Annotated in this window: 10 protein-coding genes; 1 reads left to right on the forward strand and 9 read right to left on the reverse strand. The window is 74.5% G+C overall.

Annotation, left to right across the window (positions count from 1 at the left end; translation table 11 throughout):
- Positions 1 to 2 precede the first annotated feature (2 nt).
- From ACFUEL_RS03445 to ACFUEL_RS03455, 3 genes are all read right to left on the reverse strand, one after another.
- The gene (locus ACFUEL_RS03445) at positions 3 to 1,493 is read right to left on the reverse strand and encodes a maltokinase (protein WP_380234258.1); all 1,491 of its coding nucleotides are present in this window, start codon (positions 1,491 to 1,493) and stop codon (positions 3 to 5) included.
- 269 nt (positions 1,494 to 1,762) lie between these two features.
- On the reverse strand, positions 1,763 to 3,481 hold the full coding sequence (gene treS / locus ACFUEL_RS03450; protein WP_380234259.1) for a maltose alpha-D-glucosyltransferase: 1,719 nt from the start codon (positions 3,479 to 3,481) through the stop codon (positions 1,763 to 1,765).
- Positions 3,478 to 5,433: a maltotransferase domain-containing protein gene (locus tag ACFUEL_RS03455; protein ID WP_380234288.1), complete on the reverse strand. Its 1,956-nt coding sequence runs from the start codon at positions 5,431 to 5,433 to the stop codon at positions 3,478 to 3,480. Before ACFUEL_RS03455 ends, treS begins: the two co-directional genes overlap by 4 nt.
- 1,042 nt (positions 5,434 to 6,475) lie before the next feature.
- Between ACFUEL_RS03455 and glgP the strand changes: the two genes are divergently transcribed.
- Positions 6,476 to 9,160 carry an alpha-glucan family phosphorylase gene (glgP, locus tag ACFUEL_RS03460; protein WP_380234261.1) on the forward strand — a complete coding sequence of 895 codons (2,685 nt, stop codon included), beginning with the start codon at positions 6,476 to 6,478 and terminating at the stop codon, positions 9,158 to 9,160.
- 36 nt (positions 9,161 to 9,196) lie between these two features.
- On the opposite strand, the gene ACFUEL_RS03465 is transcribed toward glgP, so the two are convergent.
- From ACFUEL_RS03465 to glgX, 6 genes are all read right to left on the reverse strand, one after another.
- Positions 9,197 to 10,930 (reverse strand): ABC transporter ATP-binding protein, encoded by a 1,734-nt coding sequence (locus tag ACFUEL_RS03465; protein WP_380234262.1) that lies wholly within the window; start codon positions 10,928 to 10,930, stop codon positions 9,197 to 9,199.
- Positions 10,927 to 12,660, reverse strand: coding sequence for an ABC transporter transmembrane domain-containing protein (locus ACFUEL_RS03470; RefSeq protein WP_380234263.1), 1,734 nt, complete (start codon positions 12,658 to 12,660; stop codon positions 10,927 to 10,929). Before ACFUEL_RS03470 ends, ACFUEL_RS03465 begins: the two co-directional genes overlap by 4 nt.
- A gap of 76 nt (positions 12,661 to 12,736) precedes the next feature.
- Positions 12,737 to 14,686 (reverse strand): discoidin domain-containing protein, encoded by a 1,950-nt coding sequence (locus tag ACFUEL_RS03475; protein WP_380234264.1) that lies wholly within the window; start codon positions 14,684 to 14,686, stop codon positions 12,737 to 12,739.
- 308 nt (positions 14,687 to 14,994) lie between these two features.
- Positions 14,995 to 16,857 carry an ABC transporter ATP-binding protein gene (locus ACFUEL_RS03480; protein ID WP_380234265.1) on the reverse strand — a complete coding sequence of 621 codons (1,863 nt, stop codon included), beginning with the start codon at positions 16,855 to 16,857 and terminating at the stop codon, positions 14,995 to 14,997.
- A complete protein-coding gene (locus ACFUEL_RS03485) occupies positions 16,854 to 18,704 on the reverse strand; it encodes an ABC transporter ATP-binding protein (RefSeq protein WP_380234267.1) in 1,851 nt (616 codons plus the stop codon). Before ACFUEL_RS03485 ends, ACFUEL_RS03480 begins: the two co-directional genes overlap by 4 nt.
- A gap of 101 nt (positions 18,705 to 18,805) precedes the next feature.
- Positions 18,806 to 21,007, reverse strand: coding sequence for a glycogen debranching protein GlgX (gene glgX, locus ACFUEL_RS03490; RefSeq protein ID WP_380234268.1), 2,202 nt, complete (start codon positions 21,005 to 21,007; stop codon positions 18,806 to 18,808).
- Positions 21,008 to 21,018 lie beyond the last annotated feature (11 nt).

A 21,018-nucleotide genomic window follows, 5' to 3' on the forward strand; every position in this document is an offset into this window, starting at 1 on the left:
GGTCAGACGGTGTCGGCCAGGCGGTTGATCGCCGCCAGCGGGATCGGCAGCCAGCTCGGCCGGTGCCGGGCCTCGTACACCACCTCGTAGACCGCCTTGTCGATCTCCAGGGCGCGCATCAGCTCCGGCGTCCCGGCCGGGTCGACGCCGCCGCCCGCGGTGTAGCCGGCGCAGTACGCGGCCCGGTTGCGGGCGGCCCAGGCGGAGGCGAGCAGGGCGAGCTCGGGGTCCTGGCCGGGGGCGCCGGCCAGCAGGTGGGCGGCCGCGTAGTCGAAGGACCGGAGCATCGCGGCGACGTCCCGCAGCGCGGGCTGCGGGAGGCGGCGCTCGGCCAGCGGCTTCGCGGGCTCGCCCTCGAAGTCCAGCAGCACCCAGCCCTGCGGGGTGCGCATCGCCTGGCCCAGGTGCAGGTCGCCGTGGATCCGCTGGACCGGCAGCCCGTCCAGGTGGGCCGCGGTGAGCTGCTGGAACGCGGCGCGCAGCGCCGGGCGGTAGCGCATCAGGCCGGGCACCGCGGTGACCGCGGAGTCCAGCCGGTCGGCCATCGCGCCCGCCAGCTCGGCGATCCGGGCCCGGTCCAGCCGGGCGGTGGGCATCGAGCGGGCCAGCACCCGGTGCACCTCGGCGGTGGCCCGGCCGAGCCGGTGCGCCTCGATCGCGAAGTTGCCGGGCGAGGGGTCGCCCTTGAGCCGGGCGACCTGGTCGAGGGCCAGCTCCCAGCCGTCCTCGGCGTCCGCCAGGTAGCGCTGCAGCAGGCCCAGGGTGGCGGGCTCGGAGCGCTCCAGCCGGCACTCGAACCAGGCGGCGACCCGGGGGATCCGGGTCGAGCCGGCCCGGGACAGCGCCAGCGAGAGTTCCAGGTCGGGGTTGGTCCCCGGGCTGATCCGGCGGAACAGCTTGAGGATGAACTCGGTGTCGTAGATCACCGAGGAGTTGGACTGCTCGGCGGTGCACGCCCGCCCCGGCAGGTTGCCCGGCAGGCCGGGGCCCGGGGTGCGGCGGAAGGACAGCGAGCCGAACCGGTCGCCGGTGGCCAGGTGCTCCAGCAGCCGGCCGGTCAGCTCCGGGTCGTGCACCGCGTCGTACAGCGTCGCCCCGTCGTAGGTGCCGCCCGCCAGCCGGCCCAGCACCGCCATCGGGCCGACCGAGGCGGGCTGCTCCGAGCGGATGCCCAGCAGCAGCTGGTAGACGTCCCCCGGCCCGGCGGTGGCGCCGCCGTGCTCGACCCGCAGCAGCAGGTGCAGCAGGGCGGGGTCGCCGACCTGCAGCGGGGTGCCGACCACCGGGGTGAGCGCGGCGATCGGCCGGCCCTTCCCGGCGTACCAGCGCTGGGTGGGCAGCCACTCGGCGATCAGCGGCAGCGCCGCCTGGACCAGCTCGCTGACTCCGGCGGCGGTTCTCCGGACCCCCGGCGCGCGCGTGCCCACCTGCCCGGTGGCGGCGTCGGAGGGCTCACGGTGCACGTGGGCTTGAGAACGGGAGGGTTCGGACATGACTCCCTTTCCCCGGAAGCGGGCGGCTGCCCGACGAATCGTGGCCGGGCCCAGCAGTCTTCCGGATTTCGGCGGCGCGGCGGCGACGGCACGCGAGCAGCGGCTCGGTGTCACGCCTTCGTGTGGGTGGCCGTTGGGCTGTTCTCCGTACGCGGTGGTGCGAAGACCCCCGGGGGCGCGCGAGACTTCCCGCGCGCCCGCGGAGGGTGACGTCCCGTTCGGGGCCTGAGGGATCGTTACTTCGTGGACGTGCTGCGGCGCTCCGGCCGCTACCGCGACCCGGACGGCTTCGTCCGGTCCTGGCGCAGCTGGAACCAGTAGAACCCGTGGCCGGCCAGCGTCAGCAGGTACGGCCACTCTCCGATGGCGGGGAAGCGCACGCCGCCGATCAGCTCGACCGGGTACCGCCCCCCGTACTGCCGCAGGTCCAGTTCGGTCGGCTGCGCGAACCGCGAGAAGTTGTTCACGCACATGACCAGGTCGCCCTCGTACTCGCGCACGAAGGCCAGCACCGCGGGGTTGCTGGAGGGCAGCTCGGTGTAGCTGCCGAGGCCGAACGCGGGGTTGAGCTTGCGGATCTCGATCATGCGACGCGTCCAGTGCAGCAGCGAACTCGAACTGCTCTGCTGCGCCTCGACGTTGGTCACCTGAAAGCCGTACACCGGATCCATGATGGGCGGCAGACTGAGCCTGCCCGGGTCGGCGGACGAGAAACCCGCATTGCGGTCCGGCGTCCACTGCATCGGGGTGCGGACGCCGTCCCGGTCGCCGAGCCAGATGTTGTCGCCCATGCCGATCTCGTCGCCGTAGTACAGCACCGGCGAGCCGGGCAGCGAGAGCAGCAGCGCGGTGAACAGCTCGACCTGGTTGCGGTCGTTCTCCAGCAGCGGGGACAGCCGGCGGCGGATGCCCACGTTGGCCCGCATCCGCGGGTCCTTCGCGTACTCCGCGTACATGTAGTCGCGCTCCTCGTCGGTGACCATCTCCAGGGTCAGCTCGTCGTGGTTGCGCAGGAAGATGCCCCACTGGCAGCCCGAGGGGATCTCCGGGGTCTTCGCCAGGATCTCGGAGACCGGGTAGCGGGACTCCCGGCGGACCGCCATGAAGATCCGCGGCATCACCGGGAAGTGGAACGCCATGTGGCACTCGTCGCCGCCGGAGCCGAAGTCGCCGAAGTAGTCGACCACGTCCTCCGGCCACTGGTTGGCCTCGGCCAGCAGCACGGTGTCCGGGTAGTTGGCGTCGATCTCCTTGCGGACCCGCCGCAGGAAGTCGTGGGTCTCCGGCAGGTTCTCGCAGTTGGTGCCCTCGCGGGCGTACAGGTACGGCACCGCGTCGAGGCGGAAGCCGTCGATGCCGAGGTCCAGCCAGAACTTCAGCGCGGCCATCACCTCCTCCTGCACCCGCGGGTTGTCGTAGTTGAGGTCCGGCTGGTGGCTGAAGAAGCGGTGCCAGTAGTACTGCTTGCGGACCGGGTCGAACGTCCAGTTGGAGGACTCGGTGTCGACGAAGATGATCCGCGCGTCCGGGTACTGCTTGTCGTCGTCGGCCCACATGTAGAAGTCGCCGTACGGCCCGTCCGGGTCGTTGCGGGACGCCTGGAACCACGCGTGCTGGTCGCTGGTGTGGTTCACCACGAAGTCGATGATCACCCGCATGCCGCGGGCGTGCGCCGCGTCGACGAACTCCACGAAGTCGGCCAGGTTGCCGAACTCGGGGAGCACCGACTGGTAGTCCGAGACGTCGTAACCGCCGTCCCGCAGCGGTGAGTTCATGAACGGGGGGAGCCAGAGGCAGTCCACACCCAGCCACTGGAGGTAGTCGAGCCGCGAGGTGAGCCCCTTGAGGTCACCGACGCCGTCGCCGTTGCTGTCCTGGAACGAGCGCACCAGCACTTCGTAGAAGACCGCGCGTTTGAACCACTCGGGGTCGCGGTCCCGGGCGGGGGTGTCGGCGAAGGTGTCGGGGACGGGCTCGTTGACTGTCACTGCGGGTTCCTCCGAACCGTGAGGAGGTGGGCCGGCCCGGAAGAGGGATCGAGCCGGACGTAGTTGTGACGGCCCCAGGCGTAGGTGGCGCCGGTCAGCTCGTCGTGCACCGTCAGCGGCCCCGGCACGTCGAGCGTCACCGTGGCCTCCTGGACGTGGTGCGGGTCCAGGTTGACCACGCAGATCACGTGGTCCTCCAGGCCGTCCTCGGTGACGGCGGTCTTGGAGAACGCGATGACCCGCTCGTTGTCGACGGGGTGGAAGCGCAGGTCCCGCAGCTGCTGCAGCGCGGGGTGCCGGCGGCGCAGCCGGTTCAGGGCGGTCAGCAGCGGCGCGAGCGAGTCCTGCCGGGACCAGTCGCGCGGGCGCAGCTCGTACTTCTCCGAGTGCAGGTACTCCTCCGAGCCGGGCGCCGCCGCCTCGTTCTCGAACAGCTCGAAGCCCGCGTACACCCCGAAGGTCGGCGAGAGCGCCGCCGCCAGCACGGCGCGCACCGCGAACGCGGCCGGGCCGCCGTGCTGCAGGTACTCGGGCAGGATGTCCGGCGTGTTGGCGAAGAAGTTCGGCCGCATGTAGGCGGCCGCCTCGCCGGTCAGCTCGGTCAGGTACTCGGTCAGCTCGGACTTGGTGTCGCGCCAGGTGAAGTACGTGTAGGACTGGTGGAAGCCGATCTTGCCCAGGGTGTGCATCATCGCCGGGCGGGTGAACGCCTCCGCCAGGAACAGCACGTCCGGGTCGGTGCGGGCGATGTCCGCCAGCACCTTCTCCCAGAAGTTCACCGGCTTGGTGTGCGGGTTGTCGACCCGGAAGATCCGCACCCCGCGGGCCATCCAGAAGCGCAGGATCCGCACCGTCTCGCGGACGATCCCGTCGAAGTCCTGGTCGAAGTTGACCGGGTAGATGTCCTGGTACTTCTTCGGCGGGTTCTCGGCGTACGCGATGGTGCCGTCCGCGCGGTGGCTGAACCACTCCGGGTGCTTGTGCACCCACGGGTGGTCCGGCGAGCACTGCAGCGCGAAGTCGAGGGCGATCTCCAGGCCGAGCGCCGACGCCTCGGCCACGAAGTGGTCGAAGTCCTCCAGGGTGCCCAGGTCCGGGTGGACGGCGTCGTGGCCGCCCTCCGGGGAGCCGATCGCCCACGGCGAGCCGACGTCCCGCGGGCCGGCGGCCAGCGCGTTGTCCGGGCCCTTGCGGTGGGCCCGGCCGATCGGGTGGATGGGCGGCAGGTACACCACGTCGAAGCCCATCGCGGCCACCGCGGGCAGCCGCTCGGCGGCCGTCCGGAACGTGCCCGACACCGGCGGCTCGACGCCCGACGGGTCGACCACCGCGCCCTCCGAGCGCGGGAAGAACTCGTACCAGGAGCCGAACAGCGCCCGCTTGCGGTCCACCTGCAGCGGCTGCGGGCGGGTCGCCGAGACCAGCTCGCGCAGCGGGTGGCGGGCCAGCAGCGCGGTCACCTCCGGGTCCAGCGCCGCCGCGTAGCGGCTCAGCGGCGGCAGGCCGGTGTCGCGCAGCGCGTCCACCGCCGCCAGCACCTGGGCCCGGCCGTCCTTCTTCGGCACCCCGGCGGCGGCGCGCTCCAGCAGTTGCGCGCCCTCCTCCAGCACCAGTGCGGTGTCGATCCCGGCCGGGAGCTTCACCGCCGCGTGCTTGCGCCAGGTCGCCACCGGGTCGGACCACGCCTCCACCAGGTACGACCAGCGGCCCGGCGCGGTCGGCGTGACGTGCGCGCCCCAGCGGTCGCTGCCCTCGGACAGCTCGTGCATCGGCGTCCACGGGCCGGAGCGGCCGCGCGGGTCGCGCAGCACCACGTTGGCGCCGACCGCGTCGTGGCCCTCGCGGAACACCGTCGCGGAGACCAGGAAGCGCTCCCCCTCCACGGCCTTGGCCGGACGCCGGCCGGCGTCGACGAGCGGGGTCACGTCAAGCACGGGGATGCGGCCGATCACGGTGTCGCTCTCTGTCGTCTTGCGGGCGGGACGGGCGGCGGCGCGCTCGGCGGCCGGACGCGCGGCGGGGGCGGCGGGCCCGCCCGGGGTGGCGGACGCCGCGGCCTTCCGGGCGGTGGTCTTGCGGGGGGTGGCCTTCCGGGCGGTCTCCGGGGCCGCCGCCCCGTCCGCCGCGGCGGTGGACCTGACGGTGGTGGTCCGTTTCGCGGCGGCCTTGCGGGGAGTGCCCGCGGCGCGCCCCGCGGCCGGTCCGGCGGCCTTCCGGCGGGCCGCGCCGATGCGCGGGGCCGGTACCGGCGGTTCGCCGGCGGACGCGGCGTCCGCCGGGAGGACCGGAACTGACGGGGTGTCCGGTGCGTCTTCCGTCGGCACCGTGGACTGGTCCCGCGTGTCGCCGTGCATGCCAATGCTCCTGCCCGAGATCGGCGGCGACTCCCGCGGCAGCGGCGCCGAGGGAGTGCCGGGAGGACTGCTGGGGTGAGGAAGGACGTGCGACCGGAGCCTGCCCGTGCCGACGGCCCCGGCAACCCCGCCCACCGGTCGCGGCCGCGCGGTGGCGCGCCGAGCCGAACGCACGTGTCCCGGCGCGCGTCGCTCGGTGCACGCCCCCCGCGTGACCCAACCCACCGGAAAACGACCGGGCAGGGAACAAGGACACGCGGATACGCGGCGACTGGGGCCGAATGGGCTAAGGAAAGTGAGGGTTCGTCGAACAGGACATGCAGCGGCCGAGGCAGCAGGGTGCGACCACCGATCGCGCACCAGCGGCACTCACGACCTTGTTGCATCCTCGCACCACCGGCAAGGGCTACGTGCGGGTAGGCGCGCGGTTTCAGCCGGTATGCAACGGCGAAACAGACACCCGAAACACCTCCGTCCCCAGAAGTTCACACCCGACGGCGCTTCTTTTCCCAGCGTGCGCCCCCCGCGCGCCGGGATTTGCCACCACGCGCCCGGAACGATCTCAACGCTGCTCCGAACGGGTGTGCCGCCCGCCAGTTGACACCCCTTCAGGCGTACGTCCGGGGCTACGCTCCCTCCCGTGAAGGCAATCCGCAGGTTCACCGTCCGCACCGTCCTGCCCGAACAACTGCAGCCACTGCACGAGCTCGCGCTGAACCTCCGCTGGTCCTGGCACCCCGAGACGAGGGAGCTGCTGCGCTCCGTCGACCCGGACGTGTGGGCCGCCGTCGGAGAGGACCCGGTCCGACTGCTCGGCGAAGTCCCGGCGACCAGACTCGCCGCGCTCGCCGCGGACCGGCGCTTCCTGCGCCGCCTCGGCGACCTGTCCGACGAACTGCGCGACTACCTCACCGGCCCGCGCTGGTACCAGGGCGCGGGCGACCCCGCCGGGCCCGACGGCGACCTGCCCGCCGCCATCGCCTACTTCTCGCCCGAGTACGGCATCGCCGCCGCGCTGCCGCAGTACTCCGGCGGCCTCGGCATCCTGGCCGGCGACCACCTCAAGGCCGCCTCCGACCTCGGCGTCCCGATCATCGGCGTCGGCCTGTTCTACCGGCACGGCTACTTCCGGCAGTCCCTCGACCGGGACGGCTGGCAGCAGGAGCGCTACCCGCTGCTCGACCCCGACGCGCTCGCCGTCACCCTGCTGCGCGAGGAGGACGGCACCCCCTGCCGGATCGACCTCGCCCTGCCCGGCGGCCGCACGCTGGCCGCCCAGGTCTGGCGGGCCCAGGTCGGCCGTGTTCCGCTGCTGCTGCTCGACTCCGACGTCGAGGCCAACGCCCCCGCCGAACGCGACGTCACCGACCGGCTCTACGGCGGCGGCAGCGAGCACCGGCTGATGCAGGAGATACTGCTGGGCATCGGCGGCGTCCGCGCCGTCCGCACCTACTGCCGGCTCACCGGCCACCCCGCGCCCGAGGTCTTCCACACCAACGAGGGCCACGCCGGCTTCCTCGGCCTGGAGCGGATCGCCGAACTCACCGCCGCCCACCCCGGGCTCGGCTTCGCCGACGCCCTGGAGGCCGTCCGGGCCGGCACCGTGTTCACCACCCACACGCCCGTGCCGGCCGGCATCGACCGCTTCGACCGCGAGCTGGTCGCCCGGCACTTCGGCGGCGACGCCGCGCTGCCCGGCGTCCCCGTCGACCAGGTGCTCGCGCTCGGCGCGGAGAGCTGGAGCGGCGGCGACCCCAAGCTGTTCAACATGGCCGCCATGGGCCTGCGGCTCGCCCAGCGCGCCAACGGCGTCTCCACCCTGCACGGCGCCGTCAGCCGGGAGATGTTCCGCGGCCTGTGGCCCGGGTTCGACGCGCCCGAAGTCCCGATCACCTCGATCACCAACGGCGTGCACGCCCCCACCTGGATCGACCCCGCCGTCGTCCGGCTCGGCGCCACCGAGATCGGCCAGGAGCGCGCCGAGGCCGCGATGGCCGTCGGCACCGCCGGCCAGTGGACCGGCCTGGAGCGGATCGGCAACGCCGAGGTCTGGGAGCTGCGCCGCTCGCTGCGCGCCCAGCTGGTCGAGGAGGCCCGCGGCCGGCTGCGCGCCTCCTGGCGCCAACGCGGCGCCGGGGAGGCCGAGTTGGGCTGGACGGACAGCGTCCTCGACCCCGACGTGCTGACCATCGGCTTCGCCCGCCGCGTCCCCTCGTACAAGCGGCTCACCCTGATGCTGCGCGACCCGGCCCGGCTGCGCAGGCTGCTGCTCGACCCCGAGCGGCCGGTGCAGATCGTCATCGCGGGCAAGGCGCACCCCGCCGACGACGGCGGCAAGCGGCTGATCCAGAAGCTGGTCGCGTTCGCCGACGACCCGGCCGTGCGGCACCGGATCGTCTTCCTGCCGGACTACGACATGGCGATGGCCAAGACGCTGTACCCCGGCTGCGACGTCTGGCTGAACAACCCGCTGCGGCCGCTGGAAGCCTGCGGCACCTCCGGGATGAAGGCCGCGCTGAACGGCTGCCTCAACCTGTCCATCCTCGACGGGTGGTGGGACGAGTGGTACGACGGCCAGAACGGCTGGGCCATCCCCACCGCCGACGGCGGCACCGGCGAGGGCGTCCTCGACCCGGAGAGCAAGGAGGCCGAGCGCCGCGACGACATCGAGGCCGCCGCGCTCTACGACCTGATCGAGCACCAGGTCGCCGCCCGGTTCTACGACCGCGGCGCGGACGGCCTCCCGCACCGGTGGATCTCCATGGTCCGGCACACCCTGGTCACGCTCGGCCCCAAGGTGCTGGCCGGGCGGATGGTCCGCGAGTACGTCGAGCGGCTGTACGCCCCGGCGGCCGCGGCCGAGCGGCGGCTGGCCGGAGGGGCCGGCGACTACGCGGCGGCGAAGGACCTGGCCGACTGGAAGGCCGGCATCCGGGAGGCGTGGCCCGCGGTGCGGGTCGAGCACGTCGAGGCGGACGGGGCGGGCGAGGCCCAGGAGCTCGGCGCGACGCTCGCGCTGCGCGTCCAGGTCAACCTCGGACGGCTCCGGCCCGAGGACGTCGAGGTGCAGGTGGTCGCCGGGCGGGTCGACGGGAGCGACCGGATCTCCGAGGCCGCCACGCTCGCCCTCAAGCCCGCGGGCGGCGGCACCGACCTCGACGGCCGGATCCGCTACGAGGGCCACCTCGAGCTCTCCCGCACCGGCCCGTTCGGCTACACCGTCCGGATCCTGCCCACCCACCCGCGCCTCGCCTCGGTCGCGGAGCTGGGCCTGCTGGCCGCCCCGGCCGAGACCGGCGGGATGGACGCGGGCGTGCTCAGGTAGCCGTTCCCCGGGCCCCGGCCCGCCCCTGCGGGCGCCTCAGGTCGTGCGCCAGGTGCGCCAGAGGTCGGCGTACGGGCCCCCGGCGGCCAGCAGTTCCTCGTGCGGGCCCAGGGCGGTCAGGCGGCCGTGGGCGAGCACGGCCACCCGGTCGGCGTCGTGCGCGGTGTGCAGCCGGTGGGCGATCGCGATCACGGTCCGGCCGGTGAGGGCGGCGGCCAGCGCCCGTTCGGTGTGGCGGGCGGTGGCCGGGTCGAGCAGGGCGGTGGCCTCGTCCAGGACCAGGGTGTGCGGGTCGGCGAGGATGACCCGGGCCAGGGCGAGCTGCTGGGCCCGGGCGCCGTCCAGCCGGGTCGCGGCCGGGCCGAGCGCGGTGTCCAGGCCGTCGGGCAGGTCGTGCTCCCAGCCGACCGCGTCCAGCGCGGCGGTCAGCGCGGCGTCGTCGGCCCCGGGGGCGGCGATCCGCAGGTTGTCGCGCAGGGTGCCGAGGAAGACGTGGTGCTCCTGGGTGACCAGGACGACCTGGCGGCGCAGCCGCTCCGGCGCGAGGTCGGCCAGCGGGACGCCGCCGACCGTGACGCTGCCGGTGCGCGGGCGCTCGACGCCCGCCAGCAGGCGGCCCAGGGTGGTCTTGCCGGAGCCGGAGGGGCCGACCACGGCGAGGCGCTCGCCCGGGGTCAGGTCGAGGTCCAGGCCGTGCAGGACGTCCGGGCCGTCCGGGTAGGCGTAGCGGACGCCGGTCACCCGGATCCGGTCGTCGGCGGGCGCGGGCTCCCCGGTGCGGGCCCGGACGGCGGCGGGTGCGGGGGCCAGGCCCTCGACGCGGGCGTACGCGGCGGTGCTGCTCTGCAGGCCCTCCAGCAGGATGACCACGGTGTCCAGCGGGTCCGCGATGCGCTGCAGGTACAGCGCGGTGGCGACGGCGGCGCCCGGGGTGACGGCGCCGTGCGCGACCAGGACGGCGCCCAGCGGGAGGACCAGCACGGCCGGCAGCAGGTACGAGAGGTTGATGGCGGCGAAGAAGCGCAGCCGCAGGTGCAGGGTGCGCATCCGGGCCCGGTGCGCCCCGGCGACGGCCGCCCGCCCGGCCGCCAGGCGCTGCGGGCCCAGGCCGAGGGCGTCCACCGTGCGGGCGCCGTGCGCGGTCGCGGAGAGGGTCTCGGCCAGGTCGGCGGTCGCGGCCCGGTCGGCGAGGTAGGCCGGGCGGGAGCGGCGCAGGTACCAGCGGGAGGCGAGCACGACGCCGAGGACGCCGAGCAGGCCGCAGCCGCCCAGCAGCGGGCCGACCAGGAGGAGCGCGCCGAGGATGAACAGGATCTGCGCGCAGGCGACCAGCAGTTCCGGCGCGGCGTCCCGCAGGGTCTCGCCGACGGCGGTGGAGTCGGCGGTGCCGCGGGAGGTGAGGTCGCCGGTGCCCGCGCGCTCGGCGGTGCCCGCGGGCAGGGCGAGGACCCGGTCGAGCAGCTGCTCGCGGACCTTGGCGGCGGAGCGCTCGCCGAACCGGTGCGCCAGGTAGCGGGCCTGGCGGCCGAGCAGGATCTGGGCCAGGGCGCAGCCGAGCAGCAGCAGGCCGACCCGGTCGACGTCACCGGTGGTGGCCCCGGCGCGGATCCGGTCGACGAGCCGGCCCAGCAGCCAGGGCCCGGCCAGGCCGAGCAGGGCGGCCGCGGCGTCGAGGGCCAGCACGGCGGCGAAGGCCCGGCCGTCGGAGCGGACCAGGGCGACGGCGGCCCGCCGGACCTGGCGCGGGGAGGCGATCGGAAGGGTGCTCAACTGGCGTCCTCGGCTGGGGTCTTGGGGCGGGAGCCGGCCTCGCGGGTGACCAGGGCGCGGTAGCCGGGCTGGGTGCGGAGCAGTTCGCGGTGGGCGCCGGTGGCGGCGACCTTGCCGTCGACCAGGTAGTGCACGGTGTCGGCGCGGTCGAGCAGCAGCGGGGAGGTGGAGGTGAGCAGGGTGGTCCGGCCGGTGCGGGCGGCGCGCAGCCCGGCGGCCATCGCGGCCTCGGTGTGGGCGTCGACCGCGGAGGTCGGTTCGACGGCCAGCAGCACCTCCGGATCGGCGGTCAACGCGCGGGCCAGGCGCAGGCGTTGGCGCTGGCCGCCGGAGAGGTTGCGGCCGTCGGCGGCGAGCGGGGCGTCCAGGCCGCCGGGCAGGGCGTCGTGGACGTCGCGGGCGGCGGCGGCGTCGATCGCGGCCAGCAGGGCGTCGTCACCGGCCCCGGTGCGGCCGCGGACGGTCTCGCGCAGGGTGCCCGCGAACAGGGCGGCCTCGTTCTCGGCCAGGGTGATCCGGTCGCGGACGGCGGTCAGCGGCAGGTCGGCGAGCGGGGTGCCGCCCCACTCGGCGGCGGTGCCGGGGGTGAGCCGGGCGAGCCGTTCGGCGACGGCGGCGCTCTCGGCCGGGCGGGCGCAGGCGAGCACGTTCAGGGTGCCGGGGGCCAGCCGGACGCCGGACTCGGGATCGGCCAACTCGGCCTGCCCGGACGGCGGTTCGGCGGCGTCGAGGTCCGGGTCGGGGGCGAGGGCGAGGAAGGCGACCACCCGGCGGGCGCTCACCAGGGCGCGGCCGATCTCCTGGGTGTTCTCCAGCAGGAAGTAGACCGGGACGATCAGCACCGCGGTGTACCCGAAGACCGCGGCGAGCTGCCCGGGGGTCAGCTCGCCGGCGACGGCGAGCCGGGCGCCGAGCCAGGTCACGGCGGCCAGCAGCAGCACGGGCAGGCCGGTGCCGAGGGCCTGGATCCAGCTGGTGACGGCGCCGACCCGGTAACCCGCGGCACGCAGCCGCCGGGAGTCGTCCCGGTAGCGGGCCGCGTACGCGTCCTTGCCGCCGAGGCCGTTCAGCACCCGCAGCCCGCCCGCCAGGTCCTCGAAGCGGGCGGTCAGCCGGGCCTGGTGGTCGCGGTAGGCGTCCTCGACGTGCTGCTGGCGGGAGAGCAGCGGGCGCAGCGCCAGGCCGAGCAGCGGCAGGCCGAGCAGGACGGCCAGGGCCGGCAGCGGGGAGAGCGCGAACAGGGCCGCGGCGATCGTCAGGTAGCAGACCACCGCGCCGACGCCCGGCCCGACGAAGGTCAGCGCCAGGGACATCCGGACCACGTCGGAGATGCCGATGGTGACCACCTCGCCCGCGGTCACCTGCCGGGGCAGCGCCGCGCCCAGCCGGGTGCTGTGCCGCAGCACCACGGCGACGGTGCGGAAGGTGGCGTCGTTGCGGACCAGCGTCATGGTGCGGTGCCGGCCCCAGGCGAGCGCGGTGCTGAGCACGCCGAAGCCGAGCATCGCGGCCGCCCAGCCGAGGACCGGCCCCGCCCGGCCGGCGCGCAGCCCGTCGTCGACGGCGCGGGAGAGCAGGTACGGCTGGACGGTCAGGCCGAGCATCCAGGCGGTGCCGTAGAAGGTGCCGGCCAGCGAGCGGCGCAGCTGGCTGGTGGCCAGCCAGGCCAGGTAGCGCAGCGGACTGCGGATGTCTGGTTCGCCGGGGTCGCCGGCCGTCGGATCGTTCACGCAGGGAGGCTAACGGGCGGGCCGGGGGCGCGGCGAAGAGGTTTCCGGCTGCCGCCCCCGGCCCGTGCGGGCGGAACTACGAGGCGTAGAGCTGGAGTTGGGCGACCTGGCCGGCCGGCCAGCCGGTGTTGGCGGTGAAGACCAGGCGGACGTGGCGGGTGCTGGAGCCGGCCGGCAGGGTGAGGGTCGCGCTGTTGCCGGTCGCCGGGTCGAAGACGTACCCGGCGGGGGCCAGCAGGCGGGTGAAGGCGGTTCCGTCGGTGCTGCCCTGCACCTCCACGGTCTGGGTGCGGGTGGCCCAGGCGGCGGCCGGGGGGACGGACAGGACGATCCGGCGCACCGGGAGGACGGAGCCGAGGTCGGCCTGCAGCCACTGCGGGAAGGCGTTGTCGACGCTCTCCCAGTAGCTGTTCGGATCGCCGTCGACCGCGTTGCCGGAGCCGTAGACCTGGGTGTGGCCGCTCTCCGAGGTCGGCCGGCGCAGCGCCAGGTCGCCGGTGGGGACGGTGGCGGCGGCGGTGGTCGCCGAGACCTGGGCGGAGGCGGCGGAGAGGTTGCCCGCCGCGTCCAGGGCCCGGACGGTGAAGCCGTACGCGGTCGAGGGGGACAGGCCGGTGACGGTGGCCGAGGTCGCGGTGGTGGCGGCCGCGACCGCGTCGCCGAGCAGGACCCGGTAGCCGGTGACGGCCACGTCGTCGGTGGCGGCGTTCCAGGCCAGCGAGACCGTGGTGTCGCTCCGGCCGGTCACCCGCAGGCCGCCCGGCGCGGTCGGGGCGGTGGTGTCCGGCGCGGTCGGGAACGGCGGGGTCGGGCGGGCCGCCGTCACCGGCAGCTGCCCCTTGAGCATCCGGCCGCCGTCGCCGGTCAGTCGCAGGTAGTAGTCCGAGGAGCAGGCGGTGCCGTCCTCGTCCAGCGCCAGGAACCCGGACCCGGCGGGCACCCAGGCCCGGGACTCGGCGGTCTTGGCGATCTGGTTGCCCTCGTTGTACTCGTCGAACATCGAGACGTACGCGGACGCCACCCCGGCCCGGGCCATGTTGTAGAACTGCCGCCACATGAAGTCGCCGTGCGCCCGCTGCCGGTCGCCGACCCCGCCGGGCAGCACGCACGGCTGGTAGTCGATGCCGTGCGCGGCGCACTCCGCCAGGTCCGGGACGGTCGCCACGTTGTAGAAGTTGTCGGCGTCCGCCGCGCTGCCGATCCGGCCGACCAGCCAGGGCGAGAGCATGTCGAAGGAGTGGTAGACGTCCGAGAAGCCGGCCCGGGAGTCCCGGTCGCCGGTGCGCCACCAGGTCGGCACCCCGCCGATCACGTAACAGCCCTGCGCCTTGAACCAGTTGAGCACGTCCTGGCACTGCGCCGGGGTGAACGGGCGCTGGTTGTCGTTGAAGCCGAAGCCCCAGAGGCACACCACCGGCTTCCCGTTCTGCCGGGCGTACGCGGGCGAGGCGGTGTGGGCGCGCATCCTGTCCGTCCAGTCGGACTTGATCTCCGACTGCATGCCCGTCCAGTCCGAGACGTCGTACATGACGTAGAACTTCACGCCCTGCGACTCCGCCGCGCTGCGCACCCTGCCCGCCATCGCGTCCCGGGTGGGGCCCTCGCCGCCGGTCGGGTTGAAGCGCTGCAGGGCGGCGGTGTCGATGCCGTACTGCTTCATCCAGCGGAAGTGCAGGTCGACGGTGGACTGGTCGTAGGAGGAGAACAGGGCGGCCTGCTGACCGTTGTTCAGGTTCGCGAAGGCGGTGGCGTACGTGCGCGGGTACTCGCGGACGTCCGGCCAGGCGACGATCGCGCTGTTGGCGGGGGAGGGGGCGGTGCCCCAGTCGCGGGACCAGTGCCACCAGCCGTTGATCGGGGCGCCGTCGCCCGGACAGGCGAACCAGCCCTGGTAGCCGACCGTCACCTTGCCGACCACGTCGCCCGGCGCGCTCGCGGCGCGGGCCGGGGTCTCGCCCAGGGCCAGGCCCGTCGCGAGGCCGGCCGCTGTCGCCGCCTGTAGGAACACCCGTCGCGATACCACCATGCCGCTGCCTCCGCCCGGTTGACGACGTCTTGTCAGGTCCGCGACCCGACGACCCGGGAGCGTAACGGTGTGGACATCGAGCGGCAATATATTCGACGGCTATTGCAAAAAATGGATGGCTTGACTGAAAGGGATTAACTGACGAGATGGGCGGGCTTCTTGCGGCGGGACGCGAAAGCGGGGGCTCGGGGAACGGTGGGTCCGTGCTGCTGCGTGTCTTGAACAGAACCGGAAGCAGATGCGCGCAACGGCAGTGCACCGTCAGCAGCCACGGGCTCGCCGTTCCCCGAGCCCCTGAAGGGGCTTTCTCAGACCAGGCTGTCCTTCCACGTCCGGTGGAGGGTGGCGAAGCGGCCCTCGCCGGCGATGAGTTCGGCGGGGGTGCCGTCCTCGACGAGGCGGCCCTGGTCCATGACCAGGACGCGGTCGGCGATCTCCACGGTGGAGAGGCGGTGGGCGATGATCACGGCGGTGCGGCCGGCGAGGACCGTCCGCATGGCGTGCTGGACGGCCTGCTCGCCGGGGACGTCCAGGGAGGAGGTGGCCTCGTCGAGGATCAGGACGGCGGGGTCGGCGAGCAGGGCGCGGGCGAAGGCGACCAGCTGGCGCTGGCCGGCCGAGATGCGGCCGCCGCGCTTGCGCACGTCGGTGTCGTAGCCGTCGGGCAGGGCGGTGATGAACGCGTGGGCGCCGATCGCCCGGGCGGCGGCCTCGATCTCGGCGCGGGTGGCGTCCGGCTTGCCGACCGCGATGTTCTCGGCGACCGTCCCGGAGAAGAGGAAGGACTCCTGGGTGACCATCACGACCTCGGCCCGCAGGCCGGCGGTGGACAGCTCGCGCAGGTCGACGCCGTCGAGGGTGACGGCGCCCGCGGTGGGGTCGTAGAACCGGGCCAGCAGCTTCGCCAGCGTCGACTTGCCCGCGCCGGTGGCGCCGACCACGGCGGTCGTCCGCCCGGCGGGCAGCAGCAGGTCGAACGGGGGCAGCACCTGCTTGCCGTTCGCGTAGCCGAAGGCGACCCCGCGGAAGGCGACCTCGCGGCCCTTGCCGCCCGCGCCGCCCGCGCCGCCCGTGCCGCCCGCGGCGGGCAGCTCGGCGGGCTCGGCGGGCTCGGGCACCGACGGCTCGTGGGCGAGCAGGCCGGAGATCTTCTCCAGCGCGGCGGCGGCGGACTGGTAGCTGTTGAGGAACATCGCCAGCTGGTCGATCGGGTCGTACAGCCGGCGCAGGTAGAGCACGAAGGCGGTCAGGACGCCGAGTTCGAGGCTGCCGTCGGTGACCAGGAAGGCACCGAGGACCACCACGCCGGTGATCCACACGTTGGCCGTCAGCCGGGACAGGAAGACGTACCGGGCCATCTCCAGCAGGCCGTCCGCGGTGGCGGTGGCGGACTGCGCGTTGACGGCGCCGAACGCCTCGTCGTTGGCGGCCTCGCGGCGGAACGCCTGCACCGGGCGGATGCCGTTCATCGTCTCGGTGAAGCGGACGATCAGCCCGGCGTTGACGGTGCGCGAGCGGCGGTAGACCCGCTGGGAGCGGCGCCGGAAGGACCGGATGACCAGGTACATCGGCAGGAAGGAGGCCAGCGCGGCCAGGCCCAGGCGCCAGTCGACGACCACCAGGACGACCGTGATGTAGCCGACCGACAGGCAGACCATCAGGAGTTCCTGGAGGCCCTCGGAGAGCAGCTCGCGCAGGGTGTCCACGTCTCCGGTGGCGCGGGAGATGATCCGGCCGGAGGTGTAGCGCTCGTGGAAGTCCAGGCCGAGCCGCTGGGCGTGCCGGAAGATCCGGCCGCGCAGCTCCAGCAGGACGTCCTGGTTGATCCGGGCGGCGAGCCGGATGAACGCCCGCTGGAGCAGCGTCGCGGCCAGCGCGCAGCCCAGGTAGGCGGCGGTGACGGCGACCAGCGGGCCCCAGTCGTGCCCGCGCAGCGCCGGGACGCCCCGGTCGATGGCGTAGGCGACCAGCAGCGGGCCGGTCTGCAGCGCGGCCTGCTGGACCAGGACGGCCAGCACGGCGACGGCGATCCGGCGGCGGTGCGGGGCGAGCAGCGAGCGGAGCAGGGCGCGCGGGGCGCCGGGCGGGACGGGGATGTCCTGCTCGTCGGCGGCCGGGGGGAGGAGCTCGTCCTCCTCGGCGGCGGCGGGGGCGGCGACGGTGGTGGTCATCGGGCCGGTGCCCCTTCCGGTTCGGGTGCGCCGGACATCAGGGCCCGGTAGGCGGGACAGGAGCGCAGCAGCTCCTGGTGGGTGCCGACGGCGGCGATCCGCCCGTCGGCGAGCAGGGCCACCCGGTCGGCGAGCAGCACCGTGGACGGGCGGTGCGCGACGACCAGGGCGGTGGTGTCGGCCAGGACCTCCCGCAGGGCGCGCTCGACCAGCGCCTCGGTGTGCACGTCGAGCGCGGAGAGCGGGTCGTCCAGGACCAGGAAGCGGGGTTCGCCGACCACGGCGCGGGCCAGCGCGAGGCGCTGGCGCTGGCCGCCGGACAGGCTCAGGCCCTGCTCGCCGACCTCGGTGTCCAGGCCCGCGGGGAGCCGGTCGACGAAGCCGGCCTGCGCGGTGGAGAGGGCGGCGGCGACCCGGTCGGGGCCGGCGCCGGGGGCGCCCATCAGGACGTTCTCCCGGACGGTGGCGGAGAACAGGGTGGGCTCCTCGAAGGCGACGGCGACCCGGCGGCGCAGCTCGGCGCGCGGTACGTCCCGGATGTCGGTGCCGTCCAGGGTGATCGACCCGGCGGTGGGCTCGTACAGCCGGGGGAGCAGCGCGGTGAGCGTGGTCTTGCCGCTGCCGGTGGCGCCGACCAGGGCGAGCGTCTCGCCGGGGCGCACGTGCAGGTCGACGCCGGCCAGCAGGTCGGGGGAGCCGGCCGGGGCGTCCGGGTAGCGGAAGCGGACGCCGGTGAAGCGGATGCCGCGCTCGCCGGACGGGGCGGTGCCGGAGGGGGGATCGGCCGGCTCCGGCTCGTCCATCACCTCGAAGTAGCGGTTGGCGGCGCTGGCGGCCTCGGCGGAGAAGCCGAGCAGCCAGCCGAGCGACTCGACCGGCCAGCGCAGGGCCATCGCGGTGGACAGGAAGGCGACCAGGGTGCCGACCGAGAGCCCGTCGTGGGCGACCAGGACGGCGCCGGTGGCCAGGACGGCGCCGAGGGCGAGCTCGGGCAGGCCGACGATGACCGCCCACAGGTTGCCCAGCAGGCCGGCCTTGCGCAGCTCCGTCCCGCGCAGGGCGGCGCTGCGCTCGCGGAACTCCTCGGCCATGGTGCGGTGCCGGCCGAACGCCTTGAGGATCCGGATGCCGAGCACCGACTCCTCGACCACGGTGGCCAGGTCCCCGTTCTGGTCCTGGGCGAGCCGGGAGGCGGCCGAGTAGCCGTCCTCGAAGCGGCGGGTGAAGAACACCAGCGGGACGGCCGGGAGCACGGCGATCAGGGCGAGCCGCCAGTCCAGCGCGAACATCAGCGCGGTACCGGTCAGGAAGACCGTGGAGTTGACGACCAGGAAGACCAGCGGGAAGGCCAGGAACAGCCGCAGCACGAACAGGTCCGAGGTGGCCCGGGAGAGCAGCTGGCCGGAGGGCCAGCGGTCGTGGAAGGAGACCGGCAGCCGCTGGAGCTTGGCGAACAGCTCGCCGCGCAGCCTGGTCTCGACCCGGGCGAGCGGGCGGGCCACGATCACCCGGCGGACGCCGAACAGCACGGCCTCGGCGACGCCGAGCAGCAGCAGGGCCCCGGCCAGCGGCCACAGGCCGGCCAGGTCGTGGTGGGCGACCGGGCCGTCGACGATCCGGCGCAGCACCAGCGGGACGGCCAGCACGCTGAGCGAGGCGAGCCCGGCGGCGGCCATCGAGCCGAAGATCCGCCAGCGGGCCTCGCGCGCGTAGGGCCACAGGCGCAGCAGCGAGCGCACCGCGGACCGGGGTGCCGGTGCCGGTGCCGGTGGGCCTGGTGCGCCGCCTGTTGACGGGGTGTTCGGATCCGCGGGGGTGTGCGGAGCGGGGGTCTGGTTCTCGGCCATCGCCGAGAGGGTAAGCGCTGCCGCCGACATTTCTCATCCGGTTTTTTGCCCCTGTCGGCGGGAACCGGCCAGGTCGCGGGCGGGGGCGGGCGCCCCCCGGTTCACCCCACTCTCAGCAGCACCGCCGAACGGCCGGTCAGCAGCACCTCGGTGACCGGCACCGCGTCCGGCTCGCCGGCCAGCGCGGTGTCCAGCACCGGGACGTGCGGGGCGGGCAGGGTGAAGTGCCGCGGCTCGGCGGCGGCGTTCAGCAGCAGCAGGAAGTCGGCGTCGCGCACCTCGCGGCCGCGCTGGTCGCGCTCGGACATCGCGCTGCCGGACAGCCGCATCGCCAGCGCCTGCCCCGGCGAGAACCAGTCCGCGTCCGTCATCTCCCGCCCGGCCGGGGTCAGCCAGGTCAGGTCCCGCTGCCCGTCCGGGCCGGCCGGGCGGCCGGAGAAGAACGCCCGCTGCCGCAGCACCGGGTGGGCCCGGCGCAGGTGCACCAGCCTGGCGGTCAGCTCGGCCAGCGAGCGCCAGTCCGGGTCGTCCAGCAGCGACCAGTCCAGCCAACTCGTCTCGTTGTCCTGGCAGTACGCGTTGTTGTTGCCGCCCTGGGTGCGCCCCATCTCGTCGCCCGCGGTGAGCATCGGCACCCCGCTGGAGAGCAGCAGCGTGGTCAGCAGGTTGCGCAGCTGGCGCACCCGCAGCGAGCGGACGGCCGGGTCGTCGGTCTCGCCCTCGGCGCCGTGGTTCCAGGACCGGTTGTCGTCGGTGCCGTCCCGGTTGTCCTCGCCGTTGGCCCCGTTGTGCTTGCGGTCGTAGCTGACCAGGTCGCGCAGCGTGAAGCCGTCGTGCGCGGTGACGAAGTTGACCGAGGCGTACGGGCGGCGCCCGCCGCGCTGGTACAGGTCGGAGGAGCCGGAGAGCCTGGTCGCCAGCTCCCGGACGTCCGGCCGGGCGCCGCGCCAGAAGTCCCGGACGGTGTCCCGGTAGTGGTCGTTCCACTCGCCCCACAGCGGCGGGAAGCCGCCGACCTGGTAGCCGCCCGGACCGACGTCCCACGGCTCGGCGATCAGCTTGACCCGGCTGAGCAGCGGGTCCTGCGAGACGGCGGCCAGGAACGGGTGCTCCATCTCCACGCCGTCCCCGCCGCGGGCCAGCGCGGCGGCCAGGTCGAAGCGGAAGCCGTCCACGCCCATCTCGGCGACCCAGTACCGCAGCGAGTCGGTGATCAGCCGGATCACCTGCGGGCGGCGGGTGTCCAGCGTGTTGCCGCAGCCGGTGTAGTCGGCGTAGCCGCGGCGGGAGCGGTCCGGCCGGTAGTAGCCCGCGTTGTCGATGCCGCGGAAGGACAGCGTCGGGCCCATCACGCCCTGCTCGGCGGTGTGGTTGTAGACCACGTCGAGGATCACCTCGATGCCCGCGGCGTGCAGCGCCCGCACCATCCGCTTGAACTCGCCGACCTGCTGGCCGCGGCTGCCGGTGGCCGCGTAGCCCGCGTGCGGGGCGAAGTAGCCGAGCGTGTTGTAGCCCCAGTAGTTCACCAGGCCGCGGGCCTGCAGGTGGTCCTCGCTGACGTGGTGGTGCACCGGCAGCAGCTCCACCGCCGTCACCCCGAGCCGGGTCAGGTGGGCGACCGCCGCCGGGTGCGCCAGGCCCGCGTAGGTGCCGCGCAGCTCGGGCGGCACCTCCGGGTGGCGCATGGTGAAGCCGCGCACGTGCAGCTCGTACAGCACCGTCTCGGCCCACGGGGTCTTCGGCCGCTGGTCGTCGTACCAGTCGTCGGCGTCGTGCACCACCACGGCCTTGGGCACGTGCGGGGCGGAGTCCCGGTCGTCCCGGACGGTGTCCGCCACGTCCCGCTCGGGCCAGTTGCGGACGGCCGCGCAGGTCGCGTCGTGGGAGGTGTAGGCGCCGTCGACGGCTCGGGCGTACGGGTCGAGCAGCAGCTTCGCCGGGTTGAACCGGGCGCCGGTCCACGGGTCCCACCGGCCGTGGACGCGGAAGCCGTAGCGGGTGCCGGGCAGCACGCCCGGCAGGTAGCCGTGCCAGGTCTGGTACGTCTGCTCGGACAGCCGGTGCCGGCTCTCCCGGCCGCGCTCGTCGAACAGGCACAGGTCGACCGCCTCGGCGCCCGGCGCCCAGAGCGCGAAGTTGGTGCCCCGGCCGCCCTCAGGGTCGGTGCGGAACCGGGCGCCCAGCGGCTGCCAGTTGCCCGGCCACGGCTCGGCGCCGCCGGGCCGTGGTGCCGAGCCGTTCCACCGGGCGGCCGGGCGCGTCCGACCGCCCGTGCCCGTACCCAGCTCCTGCCACGCCGTCATGGCGACCCTCC

Origin of the sequence: Kitasatospora sp. NPDC057198, assembly GCF_042670125.1 — a bacterium.
Lineage (GTDB): Bacteria > Actinomycetota > Actinomycetes > Streptomycetales > Streptomycetaceae > Kitasatospora.